Raw genomic sequence first — 23,844 nt, forward strand, 5'->3', positions numbered from 1 at the left:
CATGGAAACCTTGTCTTTTGAATTCCCCGCTGGCCAGCCTCCGCTGGGACGTGCACTGGTGGGTTGTGTCGGCTCCGGTGACCTTGAGGTGATGCTGGAACCCGGTCTGCCGGGCAAACTGACCATTCAGGTCGTCACGTCGGTGAACGGCAGTTCAGCCCGCTGGCAGCATCTTTTCGAGCGCATGTTCGACGGCCAGATGCCGCCAGCCATGAGCATCGACATCCACGACTTCGGTGCGACGCCCGGTGTCGTCCGGCTTCGGTTGGAGCAGGGCTTCGAGGAGATCGGTCATGACTGATAACGCCCACTTGTTGAAGCAGCACAGCTTTGTCGAACTCGGTGCGCGCCAGCGTGCACGCGCCCTGCTCGATGCAGGCAGTTTTCGGGAGCTGATCGATCCGTTCGCGCGGATGACGTCCCCCTGGTTACCCAAGCAGGGCGTGGTGCCGCAAGCCGACGACGGCGTAGTGATCGCTAAAGGCTCCATCGGCGGACAGCCGGTGGTGGTGTGTGCCATCGAAGGCAACTTTCAGGGCGGCAGCATGGGCGAAGTCGGCGGCGCGAAAATGGCCGGCGCACTGGAGCTGGCGGCCGAGGACAACCGCAAAGGCATTCCAACCGCCGCGGTGTTGCTGCTGGAAACCGGCGGTGTGCGCCTGCAGGAAGCCAACCTCGGGCTCGCGGCCATTGCTGAAATTCATGCGGCGATCGTCGATCTGCGTCGCTATCAGCCGGTGATCGGCGTGGTGGCGGGCAGCGTCGGTTGCTTCGGCGGTATGTCCATCGCGGCGGGTTTGTGCAGTTATCTGGTCGTGACTCAGGAAGCGCGTCTGGGGCTGAACGGCCCGCAGGTGATCGAGCAGGAGGCGGGCATCGAAGAATACGATTCGCGCGACCGGCCTTTCATATGGAGCATCACCGGCGGCGAGCAACGCTATGCCAGCGGCCTGGTGGATGCGTTCGTTGCCGATGACGTTGCCGCCGTTCAACAGCACGTCGAAGACCTGCTGCACAAGGGCAAGCCCGAACAGGAGCGCAGCAGCCAGTACGCGCTGTTCCTGCAGCGTCTTGGTCAAGTGGACACAACGACGCAGATCGACCCCGCCGCTGTGCGCAGCCTGTATCAAGGAGAACAGCCATGAGCAGCTATTCGACCCGTGGTTTGAAGTGGTTCAACGCGCTGGCGGCCAATGCAGTTGAAGTGACGGGGCTGCCCACGTCCGTTAAAGCCGCCGACGGCACAATGGGCGATCAACCCGCGCGTTTTCTTGCGGTGGTTGCCGACCCGGATAACCGTTTTCCTCGCGCCCGCAACGGTGAGGTCGGGTTACTGGAAGGCTGGGGCTTGGCGCACGCCGTGGACACGGCTATCGAGCTGGATCGCCAGAGCGAGAATAAACGCGCGCTGATCGCAATCATCGACGTGCCGAGCCAGGCCTATGGGCGCCGTGAAGAAGCGTTAGGCATTCATCAGGCGCTGGCGGGTGCGGTGGACGCCTATGCCCGCGCACGTCTGGCGGGTCATCCGGTGATCGGGCTGTTGGTCGGCAAGGCGATGTCGGGCGCATTTCTCGCTCACGGTTATCAGGCGAACCGCCTGATCGCCCTGCGTGATCCGGGCGTGATGGTGCATGCGATGGGCAAGGCTTCGGCCGCTCGGGTGACGTTGCGCAGCGTCGAAGAACTGGAAAAGCTCGCCGCGAGCATCCCGCCCATGGCGTACGACATCGACAGCTACGCAGGCCTTGGGTTGTTGTGGGAAACCCTGTCGGTGAGCCAGATCGAAGAGCCTTCGGCGGCGGATATCAGGGCGGTTGAGGAATGCCTGACGGCCGCGGTGAAAGACGCTCAGGCGGGAGGCAATGACCTGAGTTCGCGACTGGGCGCGCCGAACCGTTCGGCGTCGTCGAAAGTGCGCGAACTGCTGCGGGCGCAGTGGTAATGAACAGCTGCCTGCCGGTCTGGCCCCATGATTTGTTGTGGGGTTTGTCCGTGGCTGACGTGCCTGCCGATGCTCCCGCTTGGGTGACCGAGGTGGTTGGCGCGGGGCAGCCGGTGGTGGTGCGTCGGGCGAAGGTCGCCGAGGGGTGGGTGGCGGTGGGTGTGCGTGGTCATTCGCGCGATCAGCGTTATGCGATGGCCATGAGACTGACCGATATCACGCGCCGTGTTCGCCCTGAAGAGTTGCTCGAAGCGGCGGATATTCAGGCAGCCGACTGGCCCGCCGTGCGCGCGCTGAGGCACATTCGTCCGGTTTTGGACGCTGTGGGTTTGCCATGGGGCGTTGCAGGGAGCGTCGGGTTCGAACTGGCGTCTGGTACGGCGGTGCTGCATCAGGACAGCGATCTTGACCTGGTCCTGCGCACCTCAACGTTCTTCAGTCGTGAACAGGCTGCCGCACTGGTCGATGCGCTGGAAGGCGCGATGTGCCGAATCGACCTGCAACTGCAGACGCCCGCTGGCGCTGTGGCCTTGCGCGAATGGGCGGGCTCAGCGCGTCAGGTGTTGCTCAAGGCTGATGACGGCGCGCGCCTGGTCGACGATCCGTGGCAGTTACAGGAGCGTGCCGCATGAGCAGCTTCTGGGTGTTTCCGGGCCAAGGCGCCCAGCAGCCCGGCATGCTGCACACATTGCCCGCCGATCCGTTGGTGGGTGAGTGCCTGCGCGAAGCCAGCGATGCGCTCAACGAGGACGTGCTGGATCTGGATACGCCCGATGCGTTGCGTTCCACCCGTGCCGTTCAGCTGTGTTTGCTGATTGCCGGCGTCGCCTGCTCGAGGCTGCTCATGGCCCAGAACTGCGCACCGGATTACGTGGCCGGCCTGTCGATTGGCGCTTACCCGGCAGCGGTCATTGCCGGTGCGTTGAGCTTTTCCGACGCCGTGCGACTGGTGGCACTGCGCGGTGAATTGATGCAGAGCGCTTACCCGACGGGCTATGGCATGACGGCGTTGATCGGTCTGGATCAAACCACGGTCGAGCATTTGGTCTCGCAGGTACACAGCCCGAACACGCCGGTTTACTTGGCCAACATCAACGCCGACAACCAGTTCGTCATCGCCGGCAGCGATCAGGCGATGGCCCGTGTCGCCGCCTTGGCTAAAGCGCAGGGCGCGGCGGCGGCCAAACGCCTGGCGGTCAGCGTACCTTCGCACTGCGAGCTTTTGAGCGAGCCCGCGAAAACCCTGGCGCAGGCCTTTGCGCAGGTTTCGGTTCAGGTGCCGACCTTGAGGTACCTGAGCGGCAGCACGGCCCGCCCGGTACTCAATGCCGACAAATTGCGGGACGACCTCGCGTTCAACATGTGCCGGGTCATCGACTGGCGCAGCACCGTGCAGACCGCCTACGAGCGTGGCGCACGCCTGCACATCGAATTGCCGCCCGGCACCGTGCTCACGGGGCTGGCGCGACGCGTCTTTGAACAAGGATCCGCAGTCGCCTTCCAGGGCGCCCGGCTGGATACGCTGAGCGCACTGTCGCGAGAGGAGGAACGTCGCCACCCATAACCGACTGCTGCTTTCGAAGGAACACAAAAACAACAACTTCGACGATGCAAATTGAGGGCAATAACAATGATTATTTATGGTGTCGCGTTTCTAGCATTCTGCACGCTGGTGGGTATATCAGTGGGCGAATACCTCGGCAAACTGATCGGCGTCCCAGCCAACGTCGGTGGTGTCGGTATTGCCATGCTGCTGCTGATCGGTTTCGGGAGCTGGCTGAGCAAGCGTGGTTATCTGGACAGCAAGACCGCTCAAGGCGTGGAGTTCTGGAGTGCGATCTATATCCCCATCGTGGTCGCCATGGCCGCGCAGCAAAATGTCTACGGTGCGTTGAAGGGTGGCCCGATGGCAATCATTGCCGGGACCCTGGCTGTCGTCATTTCCTTTCTATTGGTTCCGGTATTGACCCGTCTTGGTCAAAAAAAGCCTGAGGCCGATGTCGTTGTTCCTTCAACCAAGACCGTAGGGTGATCAGCATGTATGACGCCATTTTGAAAGCTATCAACGGCTACGGTCTGGTGAGTGGATTCGCGGTCATCGGCATCACCATGTGGGTGTCGTACTGGATCTCCAACACGTTTACCAAAGGACGTCTGCACGGTTCGGCAATCGCCATCATTCTTGGACTTGCGCTGGCCTATGTCGGTGGCGCGGTCACTGGCGGGCAAAAAGGCATCGTCGATCTACCGTTGCTCTCGGGGATCGGGCTATTGGGCGGTGCGATGCTGCGTGATTTCGCCATCATCGCCACCGGTTTTGGCGTGAGCGTCAATGAGCTCAAGCGTGCAGGGTATGTCGGTGTGTTCTCGCTGTTCGTGGGCGTAGGAACGTCGTTTGTGGCCGGTGTCGGTGTGGCCATGGCGTTCGGTTACACCGACGCTGTGAGCATCACCACCATCGGTGCGGGCGCGGTTACCTATATCGTCGGCCCGGTGACCGGCGCTGCTATTGGTGCAAGCTCCGAAGTCATGGCGCTGTCGATCGCAGCGGGGTTGATCAAAGCCATCCTGGTGATGGTTGTGACGCCGTTCGTGGCGCCGATGATCGGTCTCAATAACCCGCGCAGCGCGGTGATCTTTGGTGGCCTGATGGGTACTTCCAGCGGTGTCGCGGGCGGTCTGGCGGCTACCGATCCGAAGCTTGTGCCCTACGGCTGCCTGACGGCGGCGTTTTACACCGCATTGGGCTGCTTGCTGGGGCCTTCGCTGTTGTTCCTGATCATGCGCGGGATTTTGGGGTGATCTTGTTGGATCTCTACGCACCCTGCTTTTGATGCTGGCCGACGGCCGTAGCGCGCTTGCCCGCGATTGCGGTATGTCAGTCGACGGCGATGCTGAGGGACCGACCGCATTCGCGGCCCTCGTAACCTCGGACTGCCTACAGGGAGCTCGGCGTTCCGAAGACTTGGGGACGACGCTGACACTGTAGGAGCGCGCTTGCCCGCGATTGCGGTATGTCAGTCGACGGCAATGCTGAATGACAGACCGTATTCGTCCGAGTGCGGCCCAGACCCTCGTAACCTCGGACTGCTACAGGGAGCGCGGCGTTCCGAAGACTTGGGGACGACGCTGACACTGTGGGAGCGAGCTTGCCCGCGATTGCGGTGGGTCATCGACCATCCACCAGGGACGCGTTAAACCTGCTCTAACCGGTTCGAATACATTCGGCACTCGGCCAACAAGGCCAACAGGTTCGGATCGCGCTCGCGGGCTTTGAGGAACACCAGGCCGATGTGCTGCTGCATGCGATACCTCGCCTGCAGCGGTATCAGGCGCACGCGGTTCTCGTAGACGGCCGCGATTCTCCCCGGCAGCAGGGCGTACCCCACGCCTGAGCTGACCATGCTCAACAGCGTGAAGATGTCGTTCACCTGCATCGCCACTTTCGGTTCGAACCCTGCCTGTTGAAACACTCGTGCGCCGTCACGGTGGGTGGCGAAGCCTTGGGTCAGCGTGATGAAGGTGGCCTCGCGCAGGTCGCTCAGGTCGACCTCGCTTTGTTGGGCGAAGGGCGAATCGGCCGGCGTGGCCAGGAAGATATCATCAGAGAAAAGCGCCAATTGCTCGCAATCCGGATCGCTCACGCTCTCGTTGAGCGACACCAGAATGGCGTCGACTTCCATGTTCTTCAGCTTGTAGAACAGGTCGATGTTCGAGCCCAGAATCAAATCGATATTAAGCTCGCTGCGGCGGATCTTCAGGCCCATGATCAGCTGCGGCACGGTCTTGACCGTCAGCGAGTACAACGCCCCGAGTTTGAACCGCGCCGCGGAGAATCCAGCGGCCGCGCGGGTTTGTTCGACCGTGCTCAGCACATCCTGCACCAGCTTCTGCGCGCGCTCTTCCAGCACGTAAGCGCTTTCCATCGGCGTCAGGTTGCGGCCTTCATGCTTGAACAGCGGACAGCGCAACGCGCTTTCCAGCGAGTGAATTGCCCGATGAACGCTGACGGTGCTGGTCTGCAGTTCTGCGGCCGCACGGGCCAGATTGCCGGTGCGCATGAAGGCCAGGAAGATTTCCAGCTTCTTGAGGGTCAGCTCTTCGTCGATCTGCATCGTGTCGTTCCCGGAACGCTTTCTTGTTCTTCGAGCGCCCGATTGTGCCGAAGTCGTCGGGAGCTGGCTGCATTAAATTCTCGTCAAGGCTGACACATGCATTGCGCTTTGGCGTCATAAGCGGGAGCCTTACAGGCTGTCGTGCAACTGAGAGAGGTTTGATACGGATGTACTACGGAGAAAAATTCAACGCCTGGACCCACCTCGTGGGCGCGGTGCTGGCGTCGATCGGCGCGGTCTGGCTGCTGGTGATCGCGAGTCTGACCGGCGATGTGTGGAAGATCGTCAGCGTTGCGGTCTACGGTGTGGCACTGGTGCTGTTGTACAGCGCCTCGACGGTTTATCACAGCGTGCGTGGCCGGGCGAAGGTGATCATGCAGAAGGTCGATCATTTTTCGATCTATTTGCTGATTGCAGGCAGCTACACACCCTTCTGTCTGGTGACTTTGCGCGGGCCGTGGGGCTGGACGCTGTTCGGGATTGTCTGGGGCCTGGCGGTGATCGGCATGCTTCAGGAGATCAAGCCGCGTTCTGAGGCGCGAGTGATGTCCATCGTGATCTACGCGGTGATGGGCTGGATCGTGCTCGTGGCCGTCAAGCCGCTGATGGCCGCGCTGGGGACGGCCGGGTTTACCTGGCTGGCGTTGGGCGGCGTGCTCTATACCGTCGGCATCATCTTCTTCGCGTACGACAAACGTTTCCGCCACTGGCACGGCATCTGGCACCTGTTCGTCATTGCCGGAAGCTTGCTGCATTTTGTGGCGATCATGGGGTATGTGCTTTAGCGGGGTTCTTGCTCCTGCACTGTACGCCCCAACCCATCGGAACGCCGCGATCCCTGTCTGCCGATATCCATGCGCTGCATCAGTGCATGGAAGCCTGCGCGCTCATCGTTCATTTTCTGCACACCCACAGCGGGTAAGCGCTGCCGAGCGCGCACCAAACCAGAATCCTTGCGCACCCGATTGAAGCATTTAATTCATTTATTTTATTTGTTGAATTATTTGATTCGTCATCCTAGTCTGATCCTCGAAACGCCGAGTGAAGTGGTGAGGCGGCCTTCTTGAACTGACTGATTAATCGGGGAGCAAGACATGAACGTGAAAGTACTGTTAGGCATGGCCGTGGCAACTGCATTTTCCGCCTCTACCTGGGCTGCGGACTGGACTGTCGGCGCCAACGTCGGCAACGTGCCGTGGGAGTTTCAGGACGCGAAAGGCGAGATTGTCGGCTTTGAAGTCGATGTCGTGAAGGAAGTCGCCAAACGTGCAGGCAAGACCGTCGAGTTCGTCAATATTCCGTTCAACGGCCTGTTCAGCGCTGTGCAGTCCAAGCGTGCGGACATCGCCATTTCCTCGATCACCATTACCCCCAAACGCCTTGAGTCGGTCGGCTTCGCCCAGCCGTACTACGACAGTGACCAGTCGCTGTCGGTCCTGACCAAATCCGGCATCACAGGCCTCAAGGACATGGATGGCAAGGTGGTCGGCGTCGACACCGGCTCCACCGGCGACATGTGGGTGAACGCGCATCAGGCCGAGTACAAGTTCAAGGAAGTGTCCCGCTACGAAGGCCTTTCACCGGCCATGCTCGACCTCGCGTCGGGCCGTATGGACGGCTACATCAGCGATATCCCGGCGGTCCTGTACTACATCAAGGACAAGCCGCAGTACAAAGTGGTCGCGCGTATTCCGACCGGCGAAAAGTACTCGCTGATGCACGCCAAAGGCTGGGAATCGGCGACGCAGGTCAACGACATCATCTCCGCCATGAAGAAGGAAGGCGTGATCGCGGGGCTGCACAAGAAGTGGTTCGGGGCTGACGCTGACCCGGAATCGAGCACCGTCAAAGTGGTTGATGTCCTCAAGTAATCCCTGACTGCTCACCCCACGCCAGCCGCTGCCCGCTATCAAGGAATCGCAATGGAGTTGTTACAGACTTTCTTCAACTGGAGCGTGTTCGTCGATGCGCTGCCGCTGATGCTGCGCGGCCTGGGCGTGACGGTGATGTTGGGCGTGGTCAGCATCATTCTCGGCCTGGTCGGCGGGTTGATGCTGGCGATGCTGCGTCTTTACGCCTTCGCCCCCATTCGCTTTCTGGCGCGGGTCTACATCGATGTGCTGCGCTCGATCCCGCTGCTGGTCCTGCTTGTGCTGATTTACTACGCGTTGCCCTTCGTGGGCATTCGTCTTTCGTCGTTCGCGGCGGCCACGGCAGCGCTTTCGCTGGTCTCCTGCGCTTATTCGGCAGAGATCTTCCGCTCCGGCATCGAAGCCATCCCGCGAGGACAGTTTGAAGCGTCAGCCTCCCAGGGCATGAGTTTCTTCAACACCATGCGCGACATCATCCTGCCCCAGGCGATGCGCATCGTCATGCCGCCCATGACCAGCAACTGCATCAACGTCATGAAAGACACCGCACTGGCCTCGGTGGTGGCGATGCCGGATCTGCTCAAGCAAGCCACGCAGGCTCAGGCGCTGGCGGCCAACCCCACGCCTCTGGTGGGCGCTGCCGTCATGTACCTGTTGTTATTGCTGCCATTGGTGCAACTGGTGAGCTGGATCGAGCGACGCAACGGCTCGGGGAGGAAAAACGCATGAGTACCGTCATCGAAATCGAACGTGTAGACAAGTTCTACGGGCCGTTTCAGGCGTTGAGCGACATCAACCTGACGGTCGATCAGGGCGAAGTGGTGGTGATTCTCGGACCTTCCGGTTCGGGTAAATCAACGTTGATCCGCTGCATCAATCTGCTGGAGGAATACCAGAAGGGCGACATTCGCGTGGCCAGCCAGCGGGTGGAAAACGGTCCGAAACTGGCAAGCATTCGCTGCGAAGTCGGCATGGTTTTCCAGAATTTCAATTTGTACCCACACCTTACTGTGCTCGCCAACGTCGCGCTGGCGCCGGTACGTGTGCGGGGCATGTCGCGCCGTGACGCCAACGAGCGCGCTCGCCTGTTGCTGGAAAAAGTCGGCATGGGCGCCCACGCCGCGAAATACCCGGGACAACTGTCCGGCGGCCAGCAGCAACGCGTCGCCATCGCCCGCACCATGGCCATGGAGCCCCGCGTGATTCTGTTCGACGAACCCACTTCAGCGCTCGATCCCGAGATGGTGGGCGAAGTGCTGGACGTGATGCAGAACCTCGCTCGTTCAGGCGTGACCATGGTCGTGGTGACCCATGAAATGGGCTTTGCGCGCAAGGTCGCCGACCGGGTGATCTTCATGGAAAACGGCCGAATCATCGAACAGAACAATCCGCACGATTTCTTCACGGCCCCGCAAGAGCCGAGAACCCGCGCGTTTTTGCAGGCCATCCTGCATCACTGATCAGACCTTGGAGAGCACTTCCTTGAATGCCTTGGACATCGATTACGTACGCAGTCAGTTTCCTGCCCTGAGCAGCGGTTACGCCTACCTGGACAACGCAGGCGGCTCCGCGGTGCTCAAGCCGGTCGCCGAGCGGATCACCGATTATTTGCTCAACAGCGCCGTGCAACTGGGTGCGTCCTACAGCGAGTCGGTGGAGGCCGGGGCGCGAGTGATGACGGCCCGCGAATCGGTGGCACAACTGATCAATGCCCGCTACCCGGAAGAGTGCGTGATGGGCGGGTCGACCACGCACCTGTTGCAAATCCTTTGCCGTGCCATCGCACCGTCGATTCAGCCGGGTGATGAAATCGTCGTCACCAACTGCGACCACGAGGCCAATATCGGGCCGTGGGTACGCCTCTGTGAAGATCGCGGCGCCACACTGCGCGTGTGGGAAGTCAGCCCGGACAGCCTGGACCTGGAGCTCAACGACCTGGACGGCCTGCTCAACGAGAAAACCCGTTACGTCGCCATGACGCATGCGTCGAACATCCTCGGCAGCGTCAATCCGGTCGCCGAGGTCGCGCGCAAGGTCCATGCCGTGGGCGGCAAGCTGTGTGTCGACGCCGTGGCCTACGCGCCCCATCGTCTGGTCGACGTGCAGGCCAGCGGCGCTGACTACTACGTGTTCAGTTTCTACAAAACCTTCGGCCCGCACTTCGCGGTGCTATGGGGCAAGCGCGAAGCGCTGCTGGAATTGCCCAGCCTCAACCACTTTTTCATTGGTCAGGACGTCATCCCCTACAAGCTGCAGCCGGGCAACCTCAACTACGAGCTCTCTTATGGCTGCATCGGGATCAGCGATTACCTGATCGACATCGGCCAACGTCTGGGCGCCAGCGGCACGCCGCGTCAATTGATGCAGGCAGCGTTCGATGCCTTTGAAGTGCAAGAGGACCTGCTCGCCGAAACCCTGCTGGCGTTTCTGCGGGAAACCCCGGGCGTGCGCATCATCGGCAAATCCCGCGTGACCGATGGCGACCGTGTGCCAACCATCAGCTTCGTGGTTGACGGGGTTCAGTCCGAAGACATCGTGCGGCGTGTCGACAACCACCGCATGGGGATCCGGTTCGGTGACTTCTACGCGCGCCGATTGATCGAACAACTGGGCCTGACACGCCATGGCGGCGTGGTTCGTGTGTCGATCGCTCACTACAACAGCGTCGATGAGTTGAATCGTCTGGTGGAACACCTGGCCCAGGCGATCACAGAACTGCGTCCATCCTGACTTTTATCGAGCCAACTTATGCCTGTACCTCAAACCCTCGCCGAGCTGCGCTCAGCCATCGTCGAACATCAGGAACGGCTGACCGCCCGCCAGCGAGATGCCGCGCATTACCTGAACGAGCATCCCCACGATGTCGCGCTGAACACCGTCGCAGCCTTGGCGAAAATCTCGGGCATTCCGTCGTCTGCCTTTATTCGTTTGGCACAAGCCTTGGGTTTCGGAGGGTTCAGCGACCTGCAGCGGCTGTTCAAGCAGCCTCTGCAACAGGCCGGGCAGGGCAGCTTCAAAGAGCGCATCCGCCACTATCGCGGTGAGCAATTGCTGGACGATCCGACGGATGTCGGCGCCATGCTCTCGGCGTTCAGCCGCGCCAACATTGTCTCGCTGGAACATTTGGCCGAGGGCGAGCAGGTCGAAGCCATCGAGAAAGCCATCGGATTGCTGCAAGAGGCGCGTACCACCTTCGTGGTCGGGATGCGTCGCTCGTTTCCAATGGCGGCCTACCTGAGCTATGCGCTCAGCCGTGTAGGACGCCGCGCAGTCCACATCAGCGGGCTGGGTGGCAGCCTGCGTGAACAGGTCGGGGCGCTGCACAGCGATGACGTCCTGGTGGCGGTGAGCTTTCCGCCGTATGCGCAGGAAACCATCGACGCCTGCCAGCAGGCGATGGCAGCCGGGACGCCGATCGTGGCGATCACTGACAGCATTCTCAGCCCGGTCGGACAAAAAGCGTCGGTGATGATCGAGGTCAACGACGCCGAGTTGCTGGGCTTCCGCTCCCTGACGGCCGCGTTCTGTATTGCGCAAACTCTGGCCATGGGCCTGGCGTTCCGCGAGGGACAAAACCTGGATGGACCGGGCCACGACGCATTGAAAAACATCGACTGCTAAGGCCTGGCCTGGCGGTTTTACCGACGGTTTGAACGTTGCAGGAGACGGGATCTATGGCTTTACCCCTTCGAGATCTGGTCGGCTATGGCCGGCAGCGCCCTCAAGGCACCTGGCCCAATGGTGCGCGACTGGCGATCAACTTCGTCATCAACTACGAAGAAGGTTCTGAACGCTCGCTGGCCATGGGAGACCCCGATCAGGAGAGCATGACCGAGTGGGGCAGCTATCAGTTTCCCGAGGGCGTGCGCAACCTGGCGATGGAGTCGATGTACGAGTACGGCGCGCGCGTCGGCATCTGGCGCATCCTGGACATCCTGCAAAAGGCCAACGTCCCGGCCACGTTTCACGCCTGCGCCGTGGCGTTCGAACAGAACCCGGATGTCGCCAAAGCGGCCGTCGAGCTGGGCCATGAAATCTGTAGCCATGGCTATCGCTGGGAGGAGGTGTTTCGCCTGACCGAAGCCGAGGAACGCGAGCATATTCGCCTGGCGATCGAATCGTTCGAACGCACCTGTGGCAAGCGCCCGGTGGGCTGGTACTGCCGTTATGGCGCCAGTGTCCACACGCGGCGGCTGGTGGCCGAGGAGGGCGGCTTTCTCTATGACTCCGACGCCTACAACGACGACGTGCCGTATTTCGTCGACGTCGAGGGCAAGCAGCACCTGGTCGTGCCGTACACCAGCGACGTCAACGACTTTCGCTACTGGAACTCGCCGGGTCTGTCCCAGGCGTCCGACTTCCTTGAGTACATGCGAGAAAGTTTCGATGTGCTGTACGAAGAGGCGGCCGATGGCCTGCGCATGATGTCCATCGGGCTGCACCCGCGCATGGTCGGGCGTCCCGGACGCGTACGAGCGATCAAGCAGTTCATCGAGTACGCCCAGGCCCATGAAGGCGTGTGGTTCACCACCCGCGAAGAAATCGCCAAGGCCTGGCTCAGCCGCGCCTGAGGGAGAGCACGACATGCAGGCTTTCGACCTGATCATCCGTAACGCCAACGTGGTCACCGCCGCAGACAGTTTCGTGTGCGACATCGGTGTACGCGGCGGGCGTATCGCTGCCCTCGGGCTGGACCTGCAGGACGCTGCGGATGAAGTCGATGCACGCGGCCGGACCGTGACGCCGGGCGGGGTGGACAGCCATGTGCACCTCGACCAGCCGACCGGTGACGGCTCGGTCATGGCTGACGATTTTGAAAGCGGCACCCGCTCGGCGGCGTGTGGCGGGACGACCACGGTGATTCCGTTTGCCTGCCAGCAGAAGGGGCAAAGCCTGCGCGCGGCTGTCGAGGACTACCACCGCCGCGCGGACGGTCGGGCCCTGATCGATTACGCATTTCACCTGATCGTCACCGATCCCACCGAAGACGTGTTGCGCCGAGAGCTGCCCGAACTGATCGCCGAGGGGTACACCTCGTTCAAGATCTACATGACCTACGACGCGCTGAAGCTCAACGACCGGGAGATTCTGGAAACCCTGTCGGTGGCGCGGGCTCATGGCGCGATGGTGATGCTGCACGCCGAAAACAGCGACTGTATTGCCTGGCTCACCGAGCGGTTATTGGCCGCCGGGCACAGCGCGCCGCGCTATCACGCGACCTCGCGGCCGATGCTGGTCGAGCGGGAAGCGACTCATCGGGCCATTGCACTGGCGGAGCTGGTCGATGTGCCGATCCTCATCGTGCACGTGTCAGGCCGCGAAGCCATCGAGCAGATTCGCTGGGCGCAGAGCCAGGGCTTAAAGGTGTATGGCGAAACCTGTCCGCAGTATCTGTTTCTGACGGCGGATTCACTGGGCTGCGACGACAGTTTTGAGGGGGCGAAATGTATCTGCAGCCCGCCGCCGAGGGACGCGGGGAATCAACAGGTGATTTGGGACGGCTTGCAGAATGGCTCTTTCGAGGTGTTTTCTTCGGATCACGCGCCGTTTCGCTACGAGGGATCGGACGGCAAACGGGCCCACGGATCGGATGCCCCTTTTTCGGAGGTGGCCAACGGGATTCCCGGGATCGAAACGCGCATGGCGCTGTTGTGGTCGGAGGGCGTGCGCAAGGGGCGGATCAGCCCGCAGGAATTTGTCGCCCTGACAGCGACCAACGCCGCGAGGCTCTACGGTTTGTATCCGCGCAAAGGCAGCATTGCGATTGGTGCAGACGCCGATCTGGTGATCTGGGACGAGGGGCTGGATCTGGAACTGAGCAACACGTTGCTCCACCACAACGTGGATTACACCTCGTATGAGGGTATGCATTTGAGTGCCTGGCCCGCGATGACCTTCGCCCGAGGGGAGAAGGTCTGGGATGGCAGCGCACTGGGCACGCCGGGGAGAGGGGAGTTCCTGCCCTGCGCGAGGCCAGAGCCTGCGAAAGCCCGGCGGCGGCAGTCGGAATTGCCGGAGTGATGCCTGGCATTCCAGCCATTTTTTCGAACGGTCCCGAAACCTGTGGGAGCGAATGTATTCGCGATTGGCCGGTACACCCGACATGTTCCACCGGATTTACGTTCTTTCGCGAATGAATTCGCTCCCACAGCGTTGATCAGTGCAACGTTGAGCTAGAAGTCACCCCACAGCTGCTGCGCCACGCTCAACGCCACCACCGGTGCGGTTTCTGTGCGCAATACCCGAGGGCCGAGGCGGGCGGCGTGGAAGCCGGCGTCCTGAGCCTGATCGACTTCGGCGTCATTGAGCCCACCTTCCGGTCCGATCAGAAACGCCAGCGTCGCAGGCTTCTCATGGCTGACCAACGGCTCGGCCACCGGGTGCAGCACCAGCTTCAGATCGGCTTCAGTGTGTTTGAGCCAATCCGCGAGCGTGACGGGTGGATTGACCACCGGCACCACAGAGCGCCCGCACTGCTCGCAGGCGCTGATCGCGATCTGCTGCCAATGGGCCTGACGTTTTTCGGCGCGTTCGTCCTTGAGGCGAACCTCGCAGCGTTCGCTGACGATCGGGGTGATCTGCGTGACGCCCAACTCGGTGGCTTTCTGAATCGCCCAGTCCATCCGCTCGCCGCGCGACAGGCCCTGGCCGAGATGGATCTGCAACGGCGACTCTGGCAGCCCCGCAAAGCTTTCGGCCACCTGAACGCGTACCCGCTTCTTGCCGACTTCTACCAATGTGGCGCGGAACTCCGTACCCGAGCCGTCGAACAGCTGCACCGCATCGCCTTCGGCCATGCGCAGTACCCGACCGATGTAATGCGCTTGGGCTTCGGGCAATTCGTGTTCACCGATGCTCAGGGTGGCGTCGATGAAAAAACGGGAGAGTCTCATGGTTGTTTCTCTGTGAATTCTTCAGGTACTGCGTATTTTCTCTGTGGGAGCGAATTCATTCGCGATGCGATCTTTCAGGCGAGGAAGATGTGTCGACTGAACGGGCGTCTCGCGAATGAATTCGCTCCCACAGGTTTAAGATTCTGATCGTTCCCACGCTCCGCGTGGTAATGCATCCCATGGCGCTCAGCGCCTTACAGATGGACGCTGAGCGTCCAGACCGTCGCTTCCACGCAGAGCATGGGAACCATCAGCGTGCGTATTTCAATCAACCCGGATCACGAAAATCCGGGTGGAAGTTCTCTCTCACCGCCATGCTCACACTGCTGCGTGTCGCAATGTCGATGCCTTCGCTGGCCACTTCGGCCAGAAAGTCGATCTGCTCTGGCGTGATCACGTAAGGCGGCAAGAAATACACCACGCTGCCCAGCGGGCGCAGCAGCGCGCCACGGGTTAACGCATGCTCGAAGACTTTCAGGCCACGGCGTTCTTGCCACGGATAAGCCGTCTTGCTCGCTTTGTCCTGCACCATCTCGATCGCAACGGCCATGCCGGTCTGCCGCACTTCCGCGACATTCGGATGATCCGCCAGATGCGCGGTCGCGGTTTTCATCCGTTGGGCCAGGGCCTTGTTGTTCTCGATGACGTTGTCCTGCTTGAAGATGTCCAGCGTCGCCAAGGCTGCGGCGCACGCCAGCGGGTTGCCGGTGTAACTGTGCGAATGCAGGAAGGCGCGCAACGTCGGGTAGTCGTCATAGAACGCATCGTAGACGTCATCGGTGGTGATGCACGCCGCCAACGGCAGGTAGCCGCCGGTCAACGCCTTGGACAGACAGAGGAAGTCAGGCCGGATGCCCGCTTGCTCACAGGCGAACATGGTGCCTGTGCGACCGAAGCCGACCGCGATTTCGTCGTGAATCAGATGCACGCCGTAACGGTCGCAGGCCTCGCGCAGCAGCTTGAGGTAGATCGGGTCGTACATCCGCATGCCGCCCGCGCCCTGAATCAACGGCTCGATGATGACCGCCGCGACCGTGTCGTGGTTATCGGCCAGCGTCTGTTCCATGACCGCAAACATCGTGCGGGTGTGCTCTTCCCAGCTCACGCCGTCGGGGCGGTGGTAGCAGTCAGGGCTCGGCACCTTGATGGTGTCCAGCAGCAGCGCTTTGTAGGTCTCGGTGAACAACGGCACATCACCCACCGACATCGCCGCCACGGTTTCGCCGTGATAACTATTGGTCAGCGTGACGTAGCGTTTCTTGTTCGGCTTGCCGCGATTGAGCCAGTAGTGAAAGCTCATTTTCAGCGCGACTTCGATGCAGGACGACCCGTTATCGGCGTAAAAGCAACGGGTCAGCCCTTCAGGCGTCATCGCCACCAGGCGCTCGGACAGTTCGATCACCGGCTGATGACTGAAGCCGGCCAGGATCACGTGTTCCAGCTGATCGACCTGATCCTTGATGCGCTGGTTGATCCGCGGGTTGGCGTGGCCGAAGACGTTAACCCACCAGGAGCTGACCGCGTCGAGGTAACGCTTGCCTTCGAAGTCCTCCAGCCAGACGCCTTCCCCGCGCTTGATCGGGATCAGCGGCAGGTTTTCGTGGTCTTTCATCTGGGTGCAGGGATGCCACAGGACTTTGAGGTCGCGCTGCATCCACTGGTCGTTAAGGCCCATCGGTAATCTCCTGGTGACGACTCGCTCATCGCGAGGGCAAACAATCGCGCAAGCCTATGCAATGCGCCACGCAGGGACAACCTTTAGCGCATTCTTTCGCGCACGGCAGGCACCGGAAACGAGCCCGACGGACATTGCTGGCGGGCCTTTCACGGCTGGCGTATCCTTCGCGCTCTTTGAAGAATCGGACAACAAAATCCGACAATTCCCCTGTTTCATTCCGGAGTTTGCTGAATGCTTTCTGGTTGGCTGCGCGCCTGTGCGCTGGTGATGGTTGGGCTGGTCAGCGCTTCGGCGCTCGCCGTGGATAAGCCGCATACGGCGATTGTCGTCGGTGGCGGCCTGGCAGGGCTTACGGCGGCTTACGAGCTGCAAAACAAAGGCTGGCAAGTGACCTTGCTTGAAGCCAAACCGACCGTCGGCGGCCGTTCGGGCCTGGCGGGCAGCGAGTGGATCGGCAACGCCAAGGCGCAGCCGGTGCTCAATCAGTACCTGGATCGCTTCAAGCTCAAGCCTGTGCCCGCGCCCGAGTTCGTGCGTACACCGGGTTATCTGATCGAAGGCGAATATTTTTCTGCCGCGGATCTGGCGGCCAAGCAACCGGCCACCGCTGAAGCGATGAAGCGCTACGAAACGGCGCTGAACGACATGGCGCGTTCGATCACCGATCCGGAAAACCCGGCCGCCAACAGCACGCTGTTTGCGTTGGACCAGATCAACGTCGCCAACTGGCTGGACCGTCTGAACCTGCCACCGACCGCGCGTCAGTTGATCAATCAGCAGATTCGCACCCGTTACGACGAGCCTTCGCGTCTGTCGCTGTTGTATTTCGCGCAGCAATCGCGGGTCAATCTCAACGTCGACGACCGTGACCGTCGTGCAGCGCGCCTGCCAGGCGGCAGCGCGGTGCTGGCGGAAGAGTTCGTCAAACAACTGAAAGTGATCAAGACCAACTCGCCGGTGTCGGCCATCAACCAGGACAAGGACGGCGTGACCGTCAAAGTCGGGTCGGTGGGTTATCAGGCTGACTACGTGGTCTTGGCCGTGCCGCTGCGTGCACTGAGCAAGATTACGCTGACCCCGGCGCTGGATGCCCAGCATCAGGGCGCGATCAAGAGCACCAACTACGGCTGGCATGACCAGATCATGCTGAAGTTCAAGACGCCGGTCTGGGACAGCAAGGCGCGCATGTCGGGCGAAATCTACAGCAACACCGGTCTGGGCATGCTGTGGATCGAGCCTGCTCTGAAAGGCGGCGCCAACGCGGTGATCAACCTCGCGGGCGACAACGCGCGGATCATGCAGGCTTTCGGTGACAAGCAACTGGTGGATCAGGTGCTGATTCGTCTGCACGCGTTCTACCCGCAGGCACGCGGCGCGTTCACCGGCTACGAAATCCGTCGCTCCAGCGTCGATCCTTCCACCGGTGGCGCCTACCTGGCGTTTGGTCCGGGCCAGATCAGCAAATACTGGCGCTTGTGGGAACGGCCTCTGCAACGCGTAGCGTTTGCGGGCGAGCACACCGACAGCCTGTACCCGGGCACGCTGGAAGGCGCGTTGCGCACCGGTCAACGCGCCGCAAGTCAGGTTCAGGACCTTGCCGCTGGCAAGTCGTTCGAGCCGGTGAAGGTCGCTCCGCCGAAAGCACCTGAGCCTGCTGCGAAAGAAAGCAGCGGTGGTATTGGTGGTTTCTTCTCGAACATGTTCGGCGGGTCCAAGCCTGAGCCAAAACCGGCCGAGAAAGCGCCAGAGCCTGCTCCGGCACCTGCGCCAGCACCGGCTCCGGTTACGCCGCCGCCTGCTCCAGTGGTCGAGCCTGCCAAGCCTGCCGTTGTCGAGCCAGCGAAGAAGGCACCGGCGAAGAAAGAGTCGACCAAAAAAGAGCCTGTGAAAAAAGCCCCGGCCAAGCCGGCCACGACGCACAAGTCACCGGCCAAGACCGAGGCAACCAAGAAAGCGCCGGCCAAGCCTGCGACCGATAAGGCCGCAACGCCAGCGGCCCCGGCAGCAGACAGCAAGAACTGATAGCTCGACGCTGGAATGAGAAAGGCGCGGTCCGCAGACCGCGCTTTTTTTTCGTCTGGCGAATAACCGGGGCGTCTAGAGTGTTTATCAGGGGACTGAGTCTTAAGGTGAGGCAGCCCTCACCTGGAGTTCATAACGTTGGGTTAATCTGCCGTGGAAAAGAATAAGACAGGAAATTTCCATCGGATTTTCTGATATTTCAAAGCGAAATTTTGCGCTTTCTTTCGATAGGTAAACCGCTAGTCTTTCCACAGCTTTAACAGGCTGTACTTACAGGAACCGCACCATGCAGTTACGCAACTCTTCTTCTCGCTATGGCTGGGTCAGCATCGTTCTGCACTGGGGCGTCGCGCTGACTGTTTTCGGGTTATTTGCACTCGGGTTGTGGATGGTTGGGCTGGGTTACTACGACACTTGGCGCAAGGCCGGTCCCGATCTGCACAAAAGCATCGGCATCACCCTGTTCCTGTTCATGTTGATTCGCGTGGTCTGGCGCTTTGTCAGTCCGCCGCCACCGCCACCGGCCAATCACAGTCGCTTCGTGCGGGTCGCTGCCAAACTGGGGCATGCGTTCCTGTACCTCGATCTGTTTTTGGTGATGTTTGCCGGTTACCTGATTTCCACCGCCGAAGGTGTCGGGATTCCGGTGTTTGGCTTGTTTGAAGTGCCTGCGCTGATCAGCGGACTGCCCGACCAGGCGGACGTTGCCGGTGAAGTGCACCTGTATCTGGCCTGGACCCTGGTGATCTTTGCTGTACTTCACGGTCTGGCTGCCCTGAAGCATCACTTCATTGACCGTGATGCAACGCTCATTCGTATGCTGGGCCGCAAGGCCTGACGCTCAACTCAACTGAAACAGGAAGACGACGTATGTTGAAAAAAACACTGGCTGCATTGGCCCTCGGTACCGCGCTGCTGTCCGCCGGTCAGGCAATGGCGGCTGATTACACCATCGACAAGGAAGGCCAGCACGCCTTCATAGATTTCAAGATCAGCCACCTGGGCTACAGCTTCATCACCGGTACGTTCAAGGACTGGAGCGGCACGTTCAGCTTCGACGCTGCCAAGCCTGAAGACAGCAAAATCAGCATCGACATCAAAACCGCCAGCGTTGACACCAACCACGCTGAGCGTAACAAGCACATCAGCAGCAAGGACTTCCTGGACGTCGCGACCTACCCGGACGCCAAGTTCGTGTCCACCAGCGTCAAGTCGACCGGCAAGAATGCTGACGGCAAAGACACCGCTGATGTCACTGGCGACCTGACCCTGCACGGCGTCACCAAACCCATCGTCATCAAAGCCGTCTTCAACGGCGAAGGCAAAGACCCGTGGGGCGGCTACCGTGCCGGCTTCAACGGCACCACCACCATCAAGCGCTCTGATTTCGGCAAGATGATGGACCTGGGTCCACAGTCCGACACCGTCACCTTCGACATCTCGTTCGAAGGCGTCAAAGCCAAGTAATTCGGGCTTCAGAAACAAAAAAAACGCCGCCCGATGGGCGGCGTTTTTGTCGGACGTGCCATGACTTTATTTGAAAAGCTCGGCATGGGTGCCCAGGTCGACGAAGATCAAATGGCGCTCAGTCATTTGATAAATCAGCAGGAAGTCGCCTCCGACGTGGCACTCTCGAGCCCCTGCCCATTCGCCTTTAAGTTCATGGTCAAGATACTCGGGTGGTAAAGGCCGGCCTTCCCAGATCATTCCCATGACCTCGCGCATGACGTTCATGTCGTGCCGCCCGGCCTTGTTGTAGCGTTCCCAGGATTTTTTAAACTCCGGCGTGAAGTCGACTCGCCTAGGCAGAGGGGCCCGCTTTGGGTTTGGCGCGTTGCTTTCTGTGCGCTTGGGGTGCTTCTTTGCCATCCAGGTCCTCTAACAACTCGTCCATAGAATCAAATCGACTCCGGATTTCTCGCGCCTGAATCAGGGCTCTGGCGGTTTTATCCGAAGGTACACGCACCTCAAACGGAAGCCCTTGTGCTTCCACGACCTGCAGCAGGAACAGGCGCATTGCTTCGCTAATCGTCAACCCACAGGCGTTAAGCACGGTCGTCACTCGCTCTTTCAAATCCTCATCTATGCGGCAGCGCACGTCGGTGTTCTTTAGTAATGCGGCCATAGTAATAACCTCTTGAAATATGTAGCTACATCGTAGCTACGCAGCTAGACGCAATTATTGGCTTTTGCTCACGCGCTGGCAAGCGCTCATCCAAGCGGTGTTCATTGTGGGAGCTGTGTGTCAGGCAAGCATTTCGGTCACCCGGATACAAAAACGCCCCGAACCAGTCGGGGCGTTTTTTCACCGAGATAAAGTCAGCGCTGTTTAGCCTTCGCGATTGCGGGTCAGCAGGGCTGGCTTTTCACCGCGTGGGCGGCTCGGCAGTTGATCAAGCAGTTCGGCGGACGGGAAGCGATCGCTTTTCGACTCCTTGTGCATGATCTTCGGTGCCGGCTGACCGTCGCGAGGGCCGCGCACGGCGGGCTCTTGACGGGCAGGCTGATCTTCACGGGCAGGACGGCGATTGCGAGGCTGCTCTTCACGACGCGCCTGACCATCACGACCCGAACCGTTGCGCGGACCGCTACGCTTGGCAGGAGCACCGGCACCCGTGCTGGCGCCTGTGCCCGAACCCGTAGCCGAACCGCCGCGTGGGCCGCTACGGCCGGGCGCCTGGCCGCGTGGTGCGGGAGCGGAACCTGTGGCTGGAGCGCCAGGCCGGCGATTGCGACCTTGCTGGTTCTTGCCTTGATACGGGCTGACGTAATCGGCGCGGTTACCGAAGTTGTCGACCTCGTCATCCAGAAACTCGTCCGGTGCGCGATCAGCGCGCGCTGCAGGCGGCTGCGAAGGGCGTGCTTCGCTGGTTGGCGTGCCTTGGCGAGGTTTTTGCTGACGCGCCGGACGTGCAGGACGTTCGCCCGATGCGGCTGCGGCGGCCGGTTTTTCCTTGCCTTTGTCTTTGCCCTTGTCCTTGCGACCGCCACCACCGCCGCCGCCGTTCGGGCCATCGCCACGAGGACCACGTGCGTTGCGCGGGTTGCGCACGTCGGGACGCTCACGCACTTCCGGCTTCTCGGCTTCAACGGCATTGATGTCGAAGCCCATCAGGTCGCCGTCACCAATCTTCTGCTTGGTCATGCGCTCAATGCTCTTGAGCAGCTTTTCTTCGTCAGGCGCGACCAGGGAGATCGCCTCACCCGAACGACCGGCACGGCCGGTACGACCGATACGGTGGACGTAATCTTCGTCGACGTTCGGCAGCTCGAAGTTGACCACGTGCGGCAACTGGTCGATGTCCAGACCGCGTGCTGCGATGTCGGTGGCAACCATGATGCGCACGGTGCCGGCCTTGAAGTCGGCCAGGGCTTTGGTGCGGGCGTTCTGGCTTTTGTTGCCGTGGATCGCCACGGCGCTCAGGCCGTGTTTGTCCAGGTACTCGGCCAGGCGGTTGGCGCCGTGCTTGGTACGGGTGAACACCAGCACCTGCTCCCACGCGCCCTGAGTGATCAGGTGCGCCAGCAGCGAACGCTTGTGATTGGCAGGCAGGCGGAATACGCGCTGTTCGATACGCTCGACCGTGGTGTTCGGCGGCGTGACTTCGATGCGTTCCGGGTTGTGCAGCAGCTTGCCGGCCAGCGCGGTGATGTCGGCCGAGAAAGTGGCCGAGAACAGCAGGTTCTGGCGCTTGGCAGGCAGTCGCGCGAGGACTTTCTTCACGTCGTGAACGAAGCCCATGTCGAGCATGCGGTCGGCCTCGTCAAGGACGAGAATCTCAACGTGAGACAGGTCGACGCTGCCTTGGCCGGCCAGGTCGAGCAGGCGGCCCGGGCAGGCGACCAGGACGTCGACACCGCGGGCCATGGCCTGAACCTGAGGGTTCATGCCGACACCGCCAAAGATACAGGTGCTGACGAACTTGAGGTTCTTGGCGTAGACCTTGAAGCTGTCGTGGACCTGGGCTGCGAGTTCACGGGTTGGGGTCAGGACCAGTACGCGCGGTTGGCGCGGGCCGTGACGCTGGGATTTGTCCGGGTGACCGGCGGGGAACAGGCGCTCCAGAATCGGGAGGGCGAAACCACCGGTTTTACCAGTACCTGTCTGAGCGGCGACCATCAGATCGCGGCCTTGCAACACGGCGGGAATGGCCCGCTGTTGCACCGGAGTAGGCTGGGTATAGCCAGCAGCCTCGATGGCGCTGACTAAAGCCTCGGAGAGACCGAGGGAAGCAAAGGACATGAGTAATCCTGTCTTAAGTTGGGGCCAAGGGCCCGAGTAGGGGGAAGATCGGCCCGCCGCAAATTGGCATTGGAAAGCTCAATTCCGTCCGGTCGTGTCGCGGTCTGTAAGTTCAACTCGTGGCATGAGCGCGTGAAAGAAGAAGCGCTGTTGACGTGATCGAGAAGTCTTCTGAGAAACCGAGCATCCGGGCGTAAGCCTGGCGGGAACGCCGGAGTATAACAGAGCAATCACAACGCGCTGCTTTCATGCTGCTCAACGGTTTTTTCTACGCCAATCGCCGATTGATCGCCGGAAGACGCCGGGAGCGTCGGCGGTTCCTCTCCGGTGTAGCGTGCCACCAGCTGCGCATAAGCCGGTTCCAGCTTGAAACGCTTGAGTTCTGCGCCGAAGCGCTGCATCAGCAAATCCATGCCCACGTTGCGCCGAAGCGCAAGGTACAGCGGACGACGGCCCAGCACGAGAGGGAGCTGGCTCACCTTGTCGCGCAGCTTGAGCTGATGGATCGTTTCCTGGCCGACGAGGCGGTCTGTCACCAGCAAATCGATGCGGCCGCGAACCAGCTTGCCGAAATTTGCCTCATGACTCGGCGCGGGCTCACGGATAAACAGGCTCGAGGTGTCGAATTCGGGGGTGTACAGATAGCCCGGCGATACACCAATGGTCAGGCCATGCAGGTCGTCGAGGGCGTTGAACGGGTGTGGTCTGTCGTTGGACTGGAACAACACCCAGTTCACGTCCGACAGTGGCTCGTTCGGGTACAGGAGCAGGTCTTCTCGTTCGGCAACCTTGAAGATGTCCAGCACACCGTCCGCTTCGCCCTGCTCAACCATCATCAGACAACGCTTCCAGGGCAGAAACTGCCACTGCACATCAATGCCGAGTCGCTTGAAGACGATGTTCGTCATTTCATAGTCCAGCCCTGATGCCTGCTGGTCATCGACCGTCACGTAGGGTGACCAGGGCTCCGTGACAATACGTAGCTTCTCGCCCATTGCACTGAAACTCAGGCAGGCGAGGAAAGCGGCGCAGAGCAGTCGGGAAGTCTGAGGCATGGGGGCGAGATTACGTGGCCCG

Annotated in this window: 25 protein-coding genes; 18 read left to right on the top strand and 7 right to left on the bottom strand. The window is 60.9% G+C overall.

The features are described 5' to 3' along the window. The first annotated feature begins 1 nt into the window (after position 1). The 7 genes from AB4N84_RS12350 to madM all read left to right on the top strand — a co-directional run bounded on the left by AB4N84_RS12350 (position 2) and on the right by madM (position 4,747). Positions 2–301 (top strand): malonate decarboxylase subunit delta, encoded by a 300-nt coding sequence (locus AB4N84_RS12350; RefSeq protein ID WP_074752365.1) that lies wholly within the window; start codon positions 2–4, stop codon positions 299–301. After that, positions 294–1,145, top strand: a complete 852-nt coding sequence (locus AB4N84_RS12355) for a biotin-independent malonate decarboxylase subunit beta (RefSeq protein ID WP_460046535.1) — start codon at positions 294–296, stop codon at positions 1,143–1,145. The genes AB4N84_RS12350 and AB4N84_RS12355 overlap by 8 nt, the downstream gene beginning before the upstream one ends. Continuing rightward, entirely contained in the window at positions 1,142–1,945 is an 804-nt protein-coding gene (mdcE, locus tag AB4N84_RS12360) for a biotin-independent malonate decarboxylase subunit gamma (RefSeq protein WP_460046536.1), read from the top strand. Before AB4N84_RS12355 ends, mdcE begins: the two co-directional genes overlap by 4 nt. Then, on the top strand, positions 1,939–2,577 hold the full coding sequence (locus tag AB4N84_RS12365) for a malonate decarboxylase holo-ACP synthase (protein ID WP_074752362.1): 639 nt from the start codon (positions 1,939–1,941) through the stop codon (positions 2,575–2,577). Before mdcE ends, AB4N84_RS12365 begins: the two co-directional genes overlap by 7 nt. Next, positions 2,574–3,509: a malonate decarboxylase subunit epsilon gene (gene mdcH / locus AB4N84_RS12370; RefSeq protein WP_460046538.1), complete on the top strand. Its 936-nt coding sequence runs from the start codon at positions 2,574–2,576 to the stop codon at positions 3,507–3,509. The genes AB4N84_RS12365 and mdcH overlap by 4 nt, the downstream gene beginning before the upstream one ends. A gap of 66 nt (positions 3,510–3,575) precedes the next feature. Continuing rightward, positions 3,576–3,977: a malonate transporter subunit MadL gene (gene madL, locus AB4N84_RS12375; protein WP_074752360.1), complete on the top strand. Its 402-nt coding sequence runs from the start codon at positions 3,576–3,578 to the stop codon at positions 3,975–3,977. A 5-nt stretch (positions 3,978–3,982) separates the two neighbouring features. Then, positions 3,983–4,747 carry a malonate transporter subunit MadM gene (gene madM / locus AB4N84_RS12380; protein ID WP_460046539.1) on the top strand — a complete coding sequence of 255 codons (765 nt, stop codon included), beginning with the start codon at positions 3,983–3,985 and terminating at the stop codon, positions 4,745–4,747. Between the two features lie 392 nt (positions 4,748–5,139). On the opposite strand, the gene AB4N84_RS12385 is transcribed toward madM, so the two are convergent. After that, entirely contained in the window at positions 5,140–6,060 is a 921-nt protein-coding gene (locus AB4N84_RS12385; protein ID WP_460046540.1) for a LysR family transcriptional regulator, read from the bottom strand. Positions 6,061–6,227: 167 nt separating this feature from the next. Between AB4N84_RS12385 and trhA the strand changes: the two genes are divergently transcribed. From trhA to hydA, 8 genes are all read left to right on the top strand, one after another. Further along, on the top strand, positions 6,228–6,845 hold the full coding sequence (gene trhA, locus AB4N84_RS12390; protein WP_074752358.1) for a PAQR family membrane homeostasis protein TrhA: 618 nt from the start codon (positions 6,228–6,230) through the stop codon (positions 6,843–6,845). Positions 6,846–7,154: 309 nt separating this feature from the next. Next, positions 7,155–7,931 carry a transporter substrate-binding domain-containing protein gene (locus AB4N84_RS12395; RefSeq protein ID WP_081565080.1) on the top strand — a complete coding sequence of 259 codons (777 nt, stop codon included), beginning with the start codon at positions 7,155–7,157 and terminating at the stop codon, positions 7,929–7,931. Between the two features lie 51 nt (positions 7,932–7,982). Next, a complete protein-coding gene (locus AB4N84_RS12400; protein ID WP_460046541.1) occupies positions 7,983–8,660 on the top strand; it encodes an amino acid ABC transporter permease in 678 nt (225 codons plus the stop codon). After that, a complete protein-coding gene (locus AB4N84_RS12405; RefSeq protein ID WP_074752355.1) occupies positions 8,657–9,391 on the top strand; it encodes an amino acid ABC transporter ATP-binding protein in 735 nt (244 codons plus the stop codon). Before AB4N84_RS12400 ends, AB4N84_RS12405 begins: the two co-directional genes overlap by 4 nt. Before the next feature lie 22 nt (positions 9,392–9,413). Continuing rightward, on the top strand, positions 9,414–10,661 hold the full coding sequence (locus tag AB4N84_RS12410; RefSeq protein WP_460046543.1) for a cysteine desulfurase-like protein: 1,248 nt from the start codon (positions 9,414–9,416) through the stop codon (positions 10,659–10,661). An 18-nt stretch (positions 10,662–10,679) separates the two neighbouring features. Next, positions 10,680–11,552 (top strand): MurR/RpiR family transcriptional regulator, encoded by an 873-nt coding sequence (locus AB4N84_RS12415; protein ID WP_074752353.1) that lies wholly within the window; start codon positions 10,680–10,682, stop codon positions 11,550–11,552. A gap of 53 nt (positions 11,553–11,605) precedes the next feature. Further along, entirely contained in the window at positions 11,606–12,502 is an 897-nt protein-coding gene (locus AB4N84_RS12420; protein WP_074752352.1) for an allantoinase PuuE, read from the top strand. Positions 12,503–12,515: 13 nt separating this feature from the next. Beyond that, the gene (gene hydA, locus AB4N84_RS12425; RefSeq protein WP_460046544.1) at positions 12,516–13,952 is read left to right on the top strand and encodes a dihydropyrimidinase; all 1,437 of its coding nucleotides are present in this window, start codon (positions 12,516–12,518) and stop codon (positions 13,950–13,952) included. A gap of 152 nt (positions 13,953–14,104) precedes the next feature. On the opposite strand, the gene AB4N84_RS12430 is transcribed toward hydA, so the two are convergent. Further along, positions 14,105–14,824: a 16S rRNA (uracil(1498)-N(3))-methyltransferase gene (locus AB4N84_RS12430; protein WP_074752350.1), complete on the bottom strand. Its 720-nt coding sequence runs from the start codon at positions 14,822–14,824 to the stop codon at positions 14,105–14,107. Positions 14,825–15,092: 268 nt separating this feature from the next. After that, positions 15,093–16,499 carry an adenosylmethionine--8-amino-7-oxononanoate transaminase gene (locus tag AB4N84_RS12435; RefSeq protein ID WP_460046546.1) on the bottom strand — a complete coding sequence of 469 codons (1,407 nt, stop codon included), beginning with the start codon at positions 16,497–16,499 and terminating at the stop codon, positions 15,093–15,095. Positions 16,500–16,733: 234 nt separating this feature from the next. Between AB4N84_RS12435 and AB4N84_RS12440 the strand changes: the two genes are divergently transcribed. The 3 genes from AB4N84_RS12440 (at position 16,734) to AB4N84_RS12450 (ending at position 19,991) form a co-directional block, all read left to right on the top strand. Continuing rightward, on the top strand, positions 16,734–18,524 hold the full coding sequence (locus AB4N84_RS12440) for an FAD-dependent oxidoreductase (RefSeq protein ID WP_460046547.1): 1,791 nt from the start codon (positions 16,734–16,736) through the stop codon (positions 18,522–18,524). 286 nt (positions 18,525–18,810) lie between these two features. Then, on the top strand, positions 18,811–19,362 hold the full coding sequence (locus tag AB4N84_RS12445; RefSeq protein WP_074752347.1) for a cytochrome b: 552 nt from the start codon (positions 18,811–18,813) through the stop codon (positions 19,360–19,362). A gap of 32 nt (positions 19,363–19,394) precedes the next feature. Next, complete coding sequence (locus tag AB4N84_RS12450) at positions 19,395–19,991, top strand: YceI family protein (protein WP_074752346.1); 597 nt, start codon at positions 19,395–19,397, stop codon at positions 19,989–19,991. A gap of 66 nt (positions 19,992–20,057) precedes the next feature. On the opposite strand, the gene AB4N84_RS12455 is transcribed toward AB4N84_RS12450, so the two are convergent. From AB4N84_RS12455 to AB4N84_RS12470, 4 genes are all read right to left on the bottom strand, one after another. Next, on the bottom strand, positions 20,058–20,393 hold the full coding sequence (locus tag AB4N84_RS12455; protein WP_074752345.1) for a type II toxin-antitoxin system YafQ family toxin: 336 nt from the start codon (positions 20,391–20,393) through the stop codon (positions 20,058–20,060). Further along, positions 20,326–20,649 (bottom strand): type II toxin-antitoxin system RelB/DinJ family antitoxin, encoded by a 324-nt coding sequence (locus AB4N84_RS12460; protein WP_460046549.1) that lies wholly within the window; start codon positions 20,647–20,649, stop codon positions 20,326–20,328. Before AB4N84_RS12460 ends, AB4N84_RS12455 begins: the two co-directional genes overlap by 68 nt. A 204-nt stretch (positions 20,650–20,853) precedes the next feature. Beyond that, on the bottom strand, positions 20,854–22,767 hold the full coding sequence (locus AB4N84_RS12465) for a DEAD/DEAH box helicase (protein ID WP_074752343.1): 1,914 nt from the start codon (positions 22,765–22,767) through the stop codon (positions 20,854–20,856). Between the two features lie 230 nt (positions 22,768–22,997). Next, positions 22,998–23,822 carry a substrate-binding periplasmic protein gene (locus AB4N84_RS12470; protein ID WP_074752342.1) on the bottom strand — a complete coding sequence of 275 codons (825 nt, stop codon included), beginning with the start codon at positions 23,820–23,822 and terminating at the stop codon, positions 22,998–23,000. Positions 23,823–23,844: the final 22 nt, after the last annotated feature.

The sequence above is a fragment of the Pseudomonas sp. S2_H01 genome, assembly GCF_054668305.1.

Excerpts from the sequence above, each read along its gene's own strand:
- AB4N84_RS12395 (WP_081565080.1), top strand. The coding sequence starts at position 7,155 with ATGAACGTGAAAGTACTGTTAGGCATGGCCGTGGCAACTGCATTTTCC.
- hydA (WP_460046544.1), top strand. The coding sequence starts at position 12,516 with ATGCAGGCTTTCGACCTGATCATCCGTAACGCCAACGTGGTCACCGCC.
- AB4N84_RS12465 (WP_074752343.1), bottom strand. The coding sequence starts at position 22,767 with ATGTCCTTTGCTTCCCTCGGTCTCTCCGAGGCTTTAGTCAGCGCCATC.
- trhA (WP_074752358.1), top strand. The coding sequence starts at position 6,228 with ATGTACTACGGAGAAAAATTCAACGCCTGGACCCACCTCGTGGGCGCG.
- AB4N84_RS12385 (WP_460046540.1), bottom strand. The coding sequence starts at position 6,060 with ATGCAGATCGACGAAGAGCTGACCCTCAAGAAGCTGGAAATCTTCCTG.
- madL (WP_074752360.1), top strand. The coding sequence starts at position 3,576 with ATGATTATTTATGGTGTCGCGTTTCTAGCATTCTGCACGCTGGTGGGT.
- AB4N84_RS12450 (WP_074752346.1), top strand. The coding sequence starts at position 19,395 with ATGTTGAAAAAAACACTGGCTGCATTGGCCCTCGGTACCGCGCTGCTG.
- AB4N84_RS12445 (WP_074752347.1), top strand. The coding sequence starts at position 18,811 with ATGCAGTTACGCAACTCTTCTTCTCGCTATGGCTGGGTCAGCATCGTT.
- madM (WP_460046539.1), top strand. The coding sequence starts at position 3,983 with ATGTATGACGCCATTTTGAAAGCTATCAACGGCTACGGTCTGGTGAGT.
- AB4N84_RS12460 (WP_460046549.1), bottom strand. The coding sequence starts at position 20,649 with ATGGCCGCATTACTAAAGAACACCGACGTGCGCTGCCGCATAGATGAG.
- AB4N84_RS12405 (WP_074752355.1), top strand. The coding sequence starts at position 8,657 with ATGAGTACCGTCATCGAAATCGAACGTGTAGACAAGTTCTACGGGCCG.
- mdcH (WP_460046538.1), top strand. The coding sequence starts at position 2,574 with ATGAGCAGCTTCTGGGTGTTTCCGGGCCAAGGCGCCCAGCAGCCCGGC.
- AB4N84_RS12350 (WP_074752365.1), top strand. The coding sequence starts at position 2 with ATGGAAACCTTGTCTTTTGAATTCCCCGCTGGCCAGCCTCCGCTGGGA.
- mdcE (WP_460046536.1), top strand. The coding sequence starts at position 1,142 with ATGAGCAGCTATTCGACCCGTGGTTTGAAGTGGTTCAACGCGCTGGCG.
- AB4N84_RS12430 (WP_074752350.1), bottom strand. The coding sequence starts at position 14,824 with ATGAGACTCTCCCGTTTTTTCATCGACGCCACCCTGAGCATCGGTGAA.
- AB4N84_RS12455 (WP_074752345.1), bottom strand. The coding sequence starts at position 20,393 with ATGGCAAAGAAGCACCCCAAGCGCACAGAAAGCAACGCGCCAAACCCA.
- AB4N84_RS12440 (WP_460046547.1), top strand. The coding sequence starts at position 16,734 with ATGCTTTCTGGTTGGCTGCGCGCCTGTGCGCTGGTGATGGTTGGGCTG.
- AB4N84_RS12435 (WP_460046546.1), bottom strand. The coding sequence starts at position 16,499 with ATGGGCCTTAACGACCAGTGGATGCAGCGCGACCTCAAAGTCCTGTGG.
- AB4N84_RS12400 (WP_460046541.1), top strand. The coding sequence starts at position 7,983 with ATGGAGTTGTTACAGACTTTCTTCAACTGGAGCGTGTTCGTCGATGCG.
- AB4N84_RS12415 (WP_074752353.1), top strand. The coding sequence starts at position 10,680 with ATGCCTGTACCTCAAACCCTCGCCGAGCTGCGCTCAGCCATCGTCGAA.
- AB4N84_RS12420 (WP_074752352.1), top strand. The coding sequence starts at position 11,606 with ATGGCTTTACCCCTTCGAGATCTGGTCGGCTATGGCCGGCAGCGCCCT.
- AB4N84_RS12355 (WP_460046535.1), top strand. The coding sequence starts at position 294 with ATGACTGATAACGCCCACTTGTTGAAGCAGCACAGCTTTGTCGAACTC.
- AB4N84_RS12470 (WP_074752342.1), bottom strand. The coding sequence starts at position 23,822 with ATGCCTCAGACTTCCCGACTGCTCTGCGCCGCTTTCCTCGCCTGCCTG.